Here is a 12,218-nt window from a genome sequence, read left to right on the forward strand (position 1 = left end):
CGCGATCGGGAGGCGCCCGCCCGCATGCGCCGGGCGTCTTCCTTATTCACGCGACTGTTACATGCGCCCCTTCCTTAAAATCGAAGGAGCGCCTATATTCGTCTCGCCGGTATGACCGGCTATGGCGATAAACGAACACCGTAATAAACCATCCGGACCCGGGGGCGGTACCCGGCGCCTCCACCAGAGCCCGTCACGACGGGCTGCGGCGGGGGCGAAACAGGATCGACGGGGGCGTAAAGGGTGATTTTTCGCTCGGCATGATACCGCCGTTATCGGGTCAAACCTTATAGTTGCCAACGACAACTATGCTCCGGTGGCCGTCGCTGCGTAATGCAGCGCCTAAGCTGGGAATCAAGTCCTAGGAGTTAGCGCTTCTAGGCGGGGCTCGGAGGCGCCTGGCAACAGAAGCCTCCACTTTAATTTTCGGCGCGGGCGATTCGGGAAGGTCAGGCGCCAGGGAAAAGCGCATGGCGACGGACCTTATTCGTTACGATCTTCTGGTTCAGGACGCGATGCGCGGCGTCGTGCGAAAAGTTCTGGGAGACGTCGCGGCGAGCGGCTACCTTCCCGGCGACCACCATTTCACCATCATCTTTCGCACCGACGCGCCGGGCGTGAAGATCTCGCGCCGTCTCGCCGAGCAATATCCGCACGAGCTCACCATCATTCTGCAGCACCAGTTCTCCAATCTGGAAGTCGGCCCCACGGGTTTCGGCGTCACCCTGTCCTTCCGCTCCATCCCCGAGCATCTCTATATCCCCTTCGCGGCGATCACCGATTTCTACGATCCGTCGGTCGAATTCTGCCTGCGCTTCGAGGCCTCGGACATCGGGGAGTTCGAGGACGAGGAGGAGGAGGAAGAAGCGCCGCCGCAGCGCCCGGCCCTGCGCGCCGTCGACGAAACGACCGAGGCCGCGCCCGCAAGGCCCGCGCCCAAGCCGGAGAAACAGGAAGAAAAGCTCGCCGCGGCCCGGAGCGCGGAAGCGCCGGCCGCCGAGGGCGCGGAGGATGAAGGCGACGCCAAGGTCGTCTCCATCGACGCCTTCCGCAAGAAGACCTGATTTCATGGGCGACGTCGTCAATCTCCGCCGCGCCCGCAAGGCGCGCGACCGGCGCGAGAAGGAAGACGCCGCGCAGGCGAACCGCGTCGCCTTCGGCCGCACAAAGGCCGAGCGCGCGCTGACCGAAGCCGAGAGGCGGCTGGCGGCGGCGAAGCTCGACGCGCACCGGCTCGAGAAGCCGGAAGAGCCCGCGTGAACGACGCAGCGCAAACATCCATTCGCGTCGTCAAGCATTCCACCGTCATCGCCGGCCACCGCACCAGCGTCTCGCTGGAGGAGCCCTTCTGGCGCGCGCTGAAGGAGATTGCGGCGGCGGAGGGCGTTTCACTCGCGGCGCTCGTGGCGAAGGTGGACGCCGGGCGCGGCGAGGCGAATTTATCTTCGGCGTTGCGCGTGTTTGTGTTGGAGAGGGTGAGCGCAGCTAACGAAGTTCGCTGACAAACCTCCGCGAGCGGCCTCGTCCTTCGAGACGCGAGCTTCGCTCGCTCCTCAGAATGAGGCCTAAGTTTCTGACGAAGCGGCAAGAAGCCCCTCATGCTGAGGAGGCTCCGGAGGAGCCGTCTCGAAGCACGAGGGGCGTCGACGCAACTTTATCGGCGCTTGGGTGTCCTTTGGACGCCCTCTCGCTGTGGGGAAGGATAGAACCCCCCAGCATTTGCGCTCTCGCACGCCAATTCGTGATTCGCGTTCCGTTCTCCTATATGCTGGCGGCGGAATCATCAGGAGCAACCCCTTGTCCAGTTTCGACGATTACGCGCCGCGAGAGGGCGGGCTCGCTGCGCGGGCCGCCGCGGCGGCGCAGCGGCCGCGCTATCTCGACGGTCTGAACCCGGAGCAGCGCGCCGCCGTCGAGACTCTGGACGGGCCGGTTCTGGTGCTCGCCGGCGCCGGCACGGGCAAGACGCGCGCGCTCACGACCCGCATCGCCCATATTCTCGCGCTGGGCCAAGCGCGCGCCTATGAAATTCTCGCCGTCACCTTCACCAACAAGGCCGCGCGAGAGATGCGCGAGCGCATCGAGACGCTCGTCGGCGAGGGCGCGCAGGCCATGCAATGGCTCGGCACCTTCCACGCCATCAGCGCGAAGATCCTGCGCCGCCACGCCGAGCTTGTCGGCCTCAAGCCCAATTTCACCATTCTCGACACGGACGACCAGATCCGCCTCTTAAGGCAGGTGCTGCAGGCCGAGAATATCGACGACAAGCGCTGGCCCGCGCGGGCGCTGGCGCAGCGCATCGACGGCTGGAAAAATCGCGGACTTCTTCCCAACCAGGTTCCGGCCGGCGAAGCGGAGAGTTTCGCCAACGGCAAAGGCGGGGCGCTTTATGCGCTCTATCAGGAGCGCCTCAAAATTCTCAACGCCGTGGATTTCGGCGATCTGCTGCTCGAAACGCTGCGACTCTTTCGCGAGAACCCCGACGTGCTCGCGGACTATCAGAAGCGCTTCAAATATATCCTCGTCGACGAATATCAGGACACCAATATTGTCCAATATCTCTGGCTGCGGCTGATCTCGCAGGGCCGCCGGAACGTCTGCTGCGTCGGCGACGACGATCAGAGCGTCTATGGCTGGCGCGGCGCGGAGGTCGAGAACATTCTGCGCTTCGAGCAGGATTTTCCCGGCGCGAAGATCGTGCGGCTCGAGCGCAATTACCGCTCGACAGGCCATATCCTCGCCGCCGCCTCGCATCTCATCGCACATAATGAAGGCCGCCTCGGCAAGACGCTGTTCACCGACGGCGAGGACGGCGAGAAGCCGACGCTCACCGGCGTCTGGGACAGCCAGGAGGAAGCCCGCGTCATCGGCGAGGACATCGAGCAATTGCAGCGCAAGGGCCATTCGCTCGAAGAGATCGCCATTCTCGTGCGCGCCTCTTTCCAGATGCGCGAATTCGAGGAGCGCTTCGTCGAGATCGGCCTGCCCTACCGCATCATTGGCGGCCCGCGCTTCTATGAGCGCGCCGAAATTCGCGACGCCCTCGCTTATCTGCGCTGCGTCGCGCAGCCCGCCGACGACCTCGCTTTCGAGCGCATCATCAATACGCCAAAGCGCGGATTGGGCGACGCGACGGTGCAATTGTTGCACGAATATGCGCGGCGAGAGCGTATTCCGCTGATGCAGGCGGCGCGTTTTCTCACCGAAACGGAAGAGTTGAAGCCCAAGCCGCGCGGCGCGCTGAAAAGCCTGATCGTTGATTTCGATCGCTGGCGGTCTCTCATCGACTCGAAGCCCCAGCATGAGCTCGCCGAAATGGTGCTCGACGAATCCGGCTATACGCAGATGTGGCGCGACGACAAGACGCCAGAAGCCGCCGGCCGCCTCGAAAACCTGAAAGAACTCGTGCGCGCGATGGAGGAGTTCCCCGATCTCGCGGCCTTTCTTGAGCACGTCTCGCTCGTGATGGAGGCGGATGAGTCGAAGGAGCAGGAGCGCGTCTCGGTGATGACGCTGCACGCGGCGAAGGGGCTCGAATTCGAGACGGTCTATCTCCCCGGCTGGGAGGAAGGACTCTTTCCGCATCAGCGTTCGCTCGACGAGCAGGGCCGCGCGGGGCTGGAGGAAGAGCGCCGCCTCGCTTATGTGGGCCTCACGCGCGCGAAGCGCCGCGCGAAGATTTTCTTCGCAAGCAACCGCCGCATTCGCGGCCTCTGGCAGCCGACCGTCCCTTCGCGCTTCGTCGACAATCTGCCGCCGACGCATGTCGAGGTCGTGGAGGCGCCGAGCGCCTCGCAATATGGCGGCTACGCCGTCTCGCGCTTCGCCAATCTCGACACATATGGCTCGGACTATTCGACGCCCGGCTGGAAGCGCGCCCAGGCCGCCCGCGCCGAACCGTCGTCACGCCCCTCTCGTTCGAAGCAGCCCCTGACGATCGAAGGCCAGGTCATTGCGCGCTCCTCGACGGGCTCGCGCTACGGCGCCGGAACGCGGGTTTTTCACACGAAGTTCGGCCCCGGCACGGTGGCGGCTGTCGACGGGAATAAGTGCACGGTGGATTTCGACAAGGCCGGGCGGAAGATGGTGCTGGAGAGCTTTTTGGACGCGGGGTGAATTCTCTCCCCCGTCATGCCCGCGCTCGTCGCGGGCATCCCACGCCGGCCTCGCGTCGGTGATCGTCGCAATCCCACTCATTGCCCGCGCCTGCACTGCCGCGTGGATGGCCGGGACAAGCCCGGCCATGACGGTGGATGGTTCCGATAAGCAGCCCGGCCATGCCGGGCTGGCGCCACGGCGCCGGGACGCCCGCGTTCCACACCAAATTCGGCCCCGGCACGGTGGCGGCGGTCGACGGCAACAAATGCACGGTGGATTTCGACAAGGCTGGAGAGCTTTTTGGAGGCGGAGCGATTCGAGCACGTCAAAAGCAATAGGTCATTTTATGCACGTAATTCCCGTAATTCGTCCCCATAATGTGGATAAGACTCGTAACTCGAAATCGACGCAAACAACATTCCCCCCAAGGGAGATAATCAGCGCCTGCGAATCAGAAGGCGCCTCATGCTCACGAACAGCCGCGACATCATCCGCCGCCTCGAAAGGGAAGGCTGGCGGCTCATGCGGTCGAAGGGCTCGCACCGTCAGTTCAAGCACCCGGTAAAGCCCGGCCGCGTGACCGTTCCTCATCCAAAGAAAGACATGCCGCTGAAAACTATCATCAACATTTACGAGAGCGCCGGCTGGGCGAAGGACTGATTACTCGGCGGCCTCGCGCCTTTGCGCCCACGGCGCCGCCACCGCAATAACAATGTCGGCGGACTTCAATTGCTCCGCCCATTCGGGATCAGCACGCAGCGCCTCGAAATCCCTCGGCTCCGTAATCGGCAGCCCTTCCTCACGCATCCCCTCCCCCCAAAGCTCCAACGCCTCGCTCGCCATCGCGAAGAGGTCATCAATTTCATCGGCGGCCGAAAAGCACCCCGGCGCGTCGGGGAAGGTCATGCCATAGGCGCTGTTCTCGTCCTTGTGGACGATGACGATATAGGGCTTCATCTGGCGGCCTCTGCAACAGTCACCCATCATAACGCCAGACGCCAAAACCCGCTATGGAGGAGAGAGCCGGTTCTCCCCCGCGTCATGCCCGCGTTTGTCGTGGGCATCCACGCCGGACTGCATCGGCAATCGCCCAATCACGTCCCGGTGTGGATGGCCGGGACAAGCCCGGCCATGACGGGCTGCCCGCCCGCCCCCGCCATCCGGCATGTTGCCCCCGCGCCACAGTGTCGCTTTTTGCGACATAGGCGCGCGCCCGCCGTATGTGCGCTGATTAACAGCCCGACTCCCTCGCGCTAGATATTGTGTCGAAACCGTCGCGTCATCCGGCGATGCAGCGGCAATATCCTTAACGGTTTTGGTTTACGAATCCGCGCCGGGTTCCGGTTTCGTGCGAGGAGAGCCATGCAGGCTCGGATTGTTTTTGCCCGATTCGCCTTTTCCGCCGCCGCGCTGACGGCGGCGCTCGCGGCTGCGCCGGCTGAGGCCGCGCCGCGCCGCGCCGATCTCTTCACGCCGCCCGCCGCCGTCGCGCTGACCGGCCTCGCAAAGGCGCCGACCGCCCAGCCGCTGGACGATCTCGCAGTCGAGCCCGACGCGCCGCCGGTCGTCGCCGTCACGGCCGCCGGGCTGCGGGTCGAGCCCGCCGCGCCGGACGAACTCGACCTGGCCTGGAATCTGCTGCCCGAGAATCAGCGCGCGCTCGCTTCGGCGCTGGAAGACTGGACCAACGCGCCCGACATCGCCCGCAACGCCTCCCGCCGCGCCATGCGCGCCAGGATCGCGGCCGCCTATGCGGCGCGCCAATTCGAGCCTTTCTGGACCGACGCCAATGGCTGGCGCGAAGGCGCCGCCTCGGCTGTCTCGCGGCTGCGCGCGGCCAATGAAGACGGGCTCGATCTGCGCGGGTTCGCCATCCCCGCCGCCGATAGCGGCGCGCCCTCCGTCGCCGACGAACTGGCTCTCTCCGAGGCTGTCGCGACCTACGCCAATCAGGCGCGCGGCGGGCGGCTGGAGCCGCAGCGCCTGTCGCGGCTGATCGGCGCGAAAACCTGGCTGCCCGATCCGGCGGAGGCGATCGCGCAGGTCGCGAGCGCCGGCTATCGCGCCGGCGAGACGCTGCAGGATTTCAACCCGCCGCATTACGGCTATCAGCAATTGCGCGAGAAGCTCGCCGAGCTGCGCGGCCGGCGCGCCGGCCTGCCGGAGGCCAATGAGCGCTTCGCCGCCGCCGAGGAAGGCGTGGCGCAGACCGACGCCATGCCCGCCGCGAAGTCCAAGCGTCGCCGCATGGAGACGCTCGGCGGCCCCTCGGCCTCGGCGCTCGAGGCGGAAATCCTCGCCAATATGGAGCGCTGGCGCTGGCTGCCGCGCGACATGGGCGACGAGCGAATAGAGGTGAACATCCCCGATTTCGAGCTCGCCGTCATCCGCAACAACATGGTCGCGCATCGCGCGCGCGTGATCGTCGGCAAGGTGGAGACGCCGACGCCGATCTTCTCCAACGCCATGAAGGAGATCATCGTTAATCCGTCCTGGTACGTGCCGCAGTCGATCATCCAGAAGGAGTGGCATGGCGGCGTCGGCGCCGGCTATCAGGTCTCCTACCGCAACGGGCAGATGGTGGTGCGCCAGCCGCCGGGCGAGAAGAACGCGCTCGGCCGCATCAAATTCGTCTTCCCGAACGACTACGCCGTCTATATGCACGACACGCCGTCGCGCGGCCTCTTCGCGCAGTCGCATCGCGCCTTCAGCCATGGCTGCATGCGCGTCGACCAGCCCTTCGCGCTGGCTTCGGCCGTGCTCGGCCCCGGCAGCGGCTGGTCGGAGGAGCGCGTGAAGAAGCTCGTCGGCCCCAGCGAGCGCTACATCAATCTCTCCAAGCCCCTGCCGGTCCACATCGTCTATTTCACGGCCTATGTGGACGACACGGGGCGGCTGGCGCAGCGGCCGGACTTGTACGGCTATTCCGCGCGGGTGCGCAAGGCGCTGGGGCTCGGAGGCTGATCCGCGCAGGCCGCGGGCCGCCCGCGCCTGTCAATATTCCGTCATCGGCGCCGGACAGAACAGCTCCGACCTTCCATCGGGAGCTTCGCATGCGACAGGCGATCAGAGGCGGCCTTTGCGCCGTTCTCATTGGTTTTGGTTCGACGCCCTTTGCCGGGAGCGCCGGCGCGGCCGAAACGACCGGCCCCTCGACGATGACGGCGCCCTATCTCAAAGCGATCGCCCCCGGCGTCTCCTTCGTATCCCTGCTCACGGCCGGCGATCCGGTCGCACAAAAGGCCGACGGCGCGCTTTGGCGCATGGTGGGCGTTCCGGACGGTCTCGGCGCCTTCGACAATGGCGACGGCACGATCACCGTTTTGATGAACCACGAGATTGGCCAGACCGACGGCGTCAAGCGCGCGCATGGAGCCGCCGGCGCCTTCGTCGGCAAGCTTGTCATCGACAAAGCGAGCCTGCGCGTCGTCAGCGGGGACGATCTGATCAAGACGGTCAAGCTCTATAATCGCGCGACGGGGTCCTATGAGTCGGTCGCGGAGCCGCTCGGCAATCTCTGCTCGGGCGATCTCGCCGGCGGCTCGGCCTTTCACGACGCCGAAAGCAAGCTCGGATATGACGGGCGCATCTTCCTGAGCGGCGAGGAACGGCAAAAGGGCGGGCGGGCCTTCGCCCATATCGTCACCGGCGACGCGGCGGGGACGTCGTATGAGCTTCCCTGGCTCGGCAAGATGGCTTTCGAAAATCTTCTCGCCCATCCGCGCGGCGGCCGGCGCACCATCGTCGCGATGACGGACGACTCGCGTCCCATCGGCCAAGTCTATTTCTATGTCGGCGAAAAGCAGGCCTCGGGCGAACCCGTCGAAAAGGCCGGCCTGGCGCATGGACGGCTCTATGGATTGAAGCTCGAAAATATGCCGGTCGAGCCGACGGACAGAAATCCGGAGACCCCCGCGCGCTTCACCCTCGTCGAGCTGGGGAATGTCGCGGAGCTCTCCGGCGAGGCGCTCGATTTTCTGAGCAAATCGAAGGGCGTGACGGAGTTCCAGCGCCCGGAGGACGGCGCTTGGGATACAGTCGATCCGAACCGCTTCTACTTCAACGTCACGGCCGATTTCGACCTGCCGAGCCGGCTTTGGGCCGTCGAATTCGACGACGTCTCGCATCCCGAGCGGGGCGGGACGCTGCGGCTGCTTCTGAACGGCTCCGACGCGCTCGTCCCGAAAGGGGCGAGCGAGAAATATCACATGCTGGACAATATGACCGTCACGGCGGAGGGACGGATCGTCCTTCAGGAGGACCCCGGCAAAACGCCCTATCTCGCCCATATCCTGCAATATGATCCCAAGACGCAGGAACTCGCCGCGCTCGCGGCGTTCGACAAGGATCTCTTCAAGAAGGACGGCGGGCTCACCATAGACGAAGAATCGTCGGGAATCGTCGACGTGACCCCGCTTCTCGGCTCGCCCCGCCAGCGCGCCTTCCTGCTTTCCGTTCAGGCGCATTACGACATCGAGCCAAAAGGCGAGATCGTCCAGGGCGGGCAATTGCTCCTGATGCGGCAGGATATTCCTTGAAAGTCGGGCGGCCGGCCGGCAGGCGGCAATCAGGCGAACGACAATCGCCGGCGGCCGCAACGCCCCGTACCTCCCCTTTACAGGGAGGTCGGCGGTCGAAGACCGCCGGGTGGGGTTCGCGCCGCCACGGCATCGTTCGGGCTTGACCCCACCCGACCCCGCAGGGGGAACCGATCATGCCCCGCGTTTGGCTGATCTCCCTTGGAGGCGCGGGTTGAAGCAGGTGACAAACGGCGCGGACCGATAGAAAAAGCCTCTCTCGAAAAGACAAGGCCCGGTTCGCGCGCAATGGCTCCCCCTCCCCTTCTCGCCCTGCAGGGCGTCATGCTCACCCTTGGCGGCAAACCGCTTCTGGAGGGCGCCGACCTTTCCGTCGCGCCCGGCGCGCGCATCGCCCTTGTGGGCCGCAACGGGTCCGGCAAATCGACCCTGCTGCGGATCGCGGCGGGAGAGCTCGAATCGGACGCCGGGGCGCGCTTTTTCCAGCCGGGCGCAAGCCTGCGCTATCTGCCGCAGGAGCCGGACTTCTCCGGCTTCGCGACGACGGCCGCCTATGTCGAGGCGGGACTCGGGCCCCTCGACGATCCGCATATCGCCCGCACGCTACTGCTTGAGCTCGGCCTAACCGGAGACGAGGACCCGACAAAACTCTCCGGCGGCGAGGCGCGCCGGGCGGCGCTCGCGCGGGTTCTGGCGCCGGAGCCCGACATTCTGCTGCTCGACGAACCGACGAACCATCTCGACCTGCCGACGATCCTGTGGCTGGAGGAACGGCTCTCCGCCTCGCGCTCGGCCATGGTCGTCATCAGCCATGACCGCCGCTTTTTGCAGGACCTCACGCGCGAAACCGTCTGGATCGACCGCGGCCGGGCGAAGCATCTCTCGCGCGGCTTCGCGGAATTCGAGGCCTGGCGCGACCGGGAGCTGGAGGAAGAAGAGAGGCAGGCGCACAAGCTCGAGCGCAAGATCGCCAATGAGGAGCATTGGCTGCGCCACGGCGTCTCGGGCCGCCGCAAGCGTAACGTCAAGCGCCTCGCCGGCCTCCACGCGCTGCGCGCCGAGCGCAGGAACCGCGTCATGCCGACAGGCGAGGTCAAGCTCGAAGCGAGCGAGGCCAATCTTTCCGGCAAGCTCGTGATCGAAGCTTTCCGGATCAGCAAAAGCTATGGCGAGCGCGTCATCGTCGACAATTTCACGACCCGCGTGCTGCGCGGCGACAGGCTCGGCATTGTCGGCGCCAATGGCGCGGGCAAGACGACGCTGGTCAATCTCCTGACCGGCGTCCTGCCTCCGGACGGCGGCAAGGTGAAGCTCGGCGCCGGCCTCGAAATGGCGACGCTCGACCAGAGCCGCGCGAGCCTCAAGCCCGGGACCACCTTGCAGGACGCGCTGACCGGCGGCGGCTCCGACACGGTCGAGATCAATGGCGAGCGGCGCCATGTCGTCGGCTATATGAAGGACTTCCTCTTCAAGCCCGAACAGGCGCGCACGCCCATCGGCAAGCTCTCGGGCGGCGAACGCGGCCGCCTGATGCTCGCGCGCGCTTTGGCCAAGCCGTCGAACCTTCTCGTGCTCGACGAGCCGACAAACGATCTCGATCTCGAAACGCTCGATCTCTTGGAGGAAATGCTCGCCGATTATCCGGGCACGCTGATCGTCGTCTCGCATGACCGCGACTTTCTCGACCGCATCGCGACGAGCGTGCTGATGAGCGAAGGCGACGGCCGCTGGCTCGAATATGCTGGCGGCTATAGCGACATGGTCGCGCAGCGCGGGCGCGGCGTCGACGCGCGCGGCGCGGTGACGTCGGCGCCCAAGGAAAAGATCGCCAAGGAAAAGCCCGCCGAAAAGGCGCCCGCAAAAGCGAAGCTCTCCTTCAAGGAACAGCATGCGCTTAGCATCCTGCCGGCGAAGATGGAGGAACTGAAGGCCCGCCGCGCGAAATTGCAGGCGCTGTTGGACGATCCCGAGCTTTACGCGAAGGACGCCGCGAAATTTGCGAAAGCGAGCGAGATGTTCGCTTCCATCGAATGCGAGCTGGCGGCGGCGGAGGAGGAGTGGCTGGAGCTGGAGATCAAGCGGGAGGAGATTGAGGGGTGAGGGAACTCGATCCATCCCAAAGGGCGTCATTGCGAGCGAAGCGAAGCGAAGCAATCCAGAGCAGCGCGCGCAATTCTGGATTGCTTCGTCGCTTCGCTCCTCGCCATGACGTTCCAGGCGAAAACTTATGATAACGAGCGGCGCCGGCGCATATCCCTTCTCCCGCTTGCGGAAGAACGCAGCCTCGCGAAGCGGAGTGGGACGAGGGCTTTCGCAACCAACCGAGACTCGAACGACCTGCTCCGGTCCAGCACCTTTGGAGCCAATCGGCATCGGGCAAGGTAAAGCACGGCACGCCACATTGTCGTAGCTGAGGCGACCCTCATCCGGCCCTTGCTTACGCAAGGGCCACCTTCTCCCGTTTCACGGGAGAAGGGATAAAGACGCGCATCCCTTCTCCCGCTTGTGAAAGAAGGCAGCCTCGCGAAGCGAGGTCGGTCGCCCGGCGTCGCGAGCCCGCAATTATGTCTATCTCAGGCGGTCTTCGACACGCGATCGAGTATCTGCTTCGCGAAAACGTTGATCGCCGCCAGCTCCGCCGCCGCGCTATCAAGCGCGATTGCAGCGCTTTGCATTTCGTCCGATGACGTGGACTGCGAGTTCTGAGCGTCTCTGGCGGCGTCTATCGCCTTACGCAGCTCGCCAAGTCGCTCCGTGAACCTGGTCGCAGACGCCGCCTCTTCGGGCGTCATCTGATCTTTCAGCTTTTCCATCGTTTCTCGCAAGGAATCGACGCTTGGCGCGCGAGACAGCAGGTCCGTTATTCTGCTGCTGTAGTCGGAGCGCTTCACGATCGCAGGATCGAATGTTCCGGCGGGGGTCGATCCAAAATAAAAACCGATCATGGCCGCAAGGATCGTCGACAGCATCGTAAGAATCTGCTTTGAGACATCGTCTCCGAGCCGATGATCCACTCTTGGCAGTATTCCGACGTCATAAGCATCGGAAGAGCCATCTTTTACTTTGCCGCTGGGGCCGATTGTGATGACGCCGTCCGCGGCGTGGTCCCTTTGATATCGCTCGGCGACCGTGAGCGGAACGCCGACCGCGAGCGGAATTGGATTATCCAGGAACGCTTTTCTGCCATCCGTGCCAGTGACGAGATAGCTTGCCAGCACGCCGACAAGAACAATAAACGCCATTGTCAGAATCGCCCGGACAGACCCGTCAGGCAGGCCGAAAGGTTGCCGCGCGTCAACGATGCCCAGATTTTTCGCCGAGAGCCCAAGCTGCGCCATAATCCCGAGGAATGCGCCGAGTCCGAGAAGGATTAGAAAGGCGACTTCGCCAAATCCACCCGGGCTCTGAGGCCAGAACAAGACTTTTAAGAAGGTTGCGCCCGAGCCGAAAGCGACGACGAATAGAATGGCCCCGCGCGGATTGGCCGCGACAACCTCCAGTAACCACTTAGCGAAATCGGCGACGGTTTTGAAACTTGCAATTGCCGTGGTCGTAATGGCGTCGACTGCGCTCATGGAAAAA

Annotated in this window: 10 protein-coding genes and 1 other RNA gene; 9 read left to right on the top strand and 2 right to left on the bottom strand. The window is 64.6% G+C overall.

What is annotated here, in order from left to right; all coding sequences use genetic code 11:
• Nucleotides 1-66 precede the first annotated feature (66 nt).
• The 6 genes from ssrA to ACV7JP_RS04030 all read left to right on the top strand — a co-directional run bounded on the left by ssrA (nt 67) and on the right by ACV7JP_RS04030 (nt 4,758).
• Nucleotides 67-419: a transfer-messenger RNA gene (gene ssrA, locus ACV7JP_RS04005) on the top strand.
• Nucleotides 420-470: 51 nt separating this feature from the next.
• Nucleotides 471-1,064, top strand: coding sequence for an SspB family protein (locus tag ACV7JP_RS04010; RefSeq protein WP_457797955.1), 594 nt, complete (start codon nt 471-473; stop codon nt 1,062-1,064).
• A gap of 4 nt (nt 1,065-1,068) precedes the next feature.
• Nucleotides 1,069-1,260, top strand: a complete 192-nt coding sequence (locus tag ACV7JP_RS04015) for a DUF4169 family protein (RefSeq protein WP_457797956.1) — start codon at nt 1,069-1,071, stop codon at nt 1,258-1,260.
• Nucleotides 1,257-1,502, top strand: a complete 246-nt coding sequence (locus tag ACV7JP_RS04020) for a ribbon-helix-helix domain-containing protein (RefSeq protein ID WP_457797957.1) — start codon at nt 1,257-1,259, stop codon at nt 1,500-1,502. The genes ACV7JP_RS04015 and ACV7JP_RS04020 overlap by 4 nt, the downstream gene beginning before the upstream one ends.
• Before the next feature lie 295 nt (nt 1,503-1,797).
• Nucleotides 1,798-4,116, top strand: coding sequence for an ATP-dependent helicase (locus ACV7JP_RS04025; RefSeq protein ID WP_457797958.1), 2,319 nt, complete (start codon nt 1,798-1,800; stop codon nt 4,114-4,116).
• 447 nt (nt 4,117-4,563) lie between these two features.
• Entirely contained in the window at nt 4,564-4,758 is a 195-nt protein-coding gene (locus ACV7JP_RS04030) for a type II toxin-antitoxin system HicA family toxin (protein WP_457797959.1), read from the top strand.
• Here the strand turns inward: ACV7JP_RS04030 and ACV7JP_RS04035 are convergent, their stop codons facing one another.
• Nucleotides 4,759-5,055 (bottom strand): type II toxin-antitoxin system HicB family antitoxin, encoded by a 297-nt coding sequence (locus tag ACV7JP_RS04035; protein WP_457797960.1) that lies wholly within the window; start codon nt 5,053-5,055, stop codon nt 4,759-4,761. It abuts the gene before it with no gap.
• A gap of 405 nt (nt 5,056-5,460) precedes the next feature.
• Here ACV7JP_RS04035 and ACV7JP_RS04040 point away from each other — a divergent pair, with 405 nt between their 5' ends.
• The 3 genes from ACV7JP_RS04040 (at nt 5,461) to ACV7JP_RS04050 (ending at nt 10,736) form a co-directional block, all read left to right on the top strand.
• On the top strand, nt 5,461-7,062 hold the full coding sequence (locus tag ACV7JP_RS04040; protein WP_457797961.1) for a L,D-transpeptidase scaffold domain-containing protein: 1,602 nt from the start codon (nt 5,461-5,463) through the stop codon (nt 7,060-7,062).
• Between the two features lie 89 nt (nt 7,063-7,151).
• The gene (locus ACV7JP_RS04045) at nt 7,152-8,636 is read left to right on the top strand and encodes a hypothetical protein (protein WP_457797962.1); all 1,485 of its coding nucleotides are present in this window, start codon (nt 7,152-7,154) and stop codon (nt 8,634-8,636) included.
• Nucleotides 8,637-8,924: 288 nt separating this feature from the next.
• Nucleotides 8,925-10,736, top strand: coding sequence for an ABC-F family ATP-binding cassette domain-containing protein (locus ACV7JP_RS04050; RefSeq protein WP_457797963.1), 1,812 nt, complete (start codon nt 8,925-8,927; stop codon nt 10,734-10,736).
• Nucleotides 10,737-11,209: 473 nt separating this feature from the next.
• Here ACV7JP_RS04050 and ACV7JP_RS04055 read toward each other — a convergent pair whose 3' ends face one another.
• On the bottom strand, nt 11,210-12,211 hold the full coding sequence (locus tag ACV7JP_RS04055; protein WP_457797964.1) for a hypothetical protein: 1,002 nt from the start codon (nt 12,209-12,211) through the stop codon (nt 11,210-11,212).
• Between the last annotated feature and the right edge of the window lie 7 nt (nt 12,212-12,218).

It is taken from the genome of Methylocystis sp. S23, from assembly GCF_054106005.1.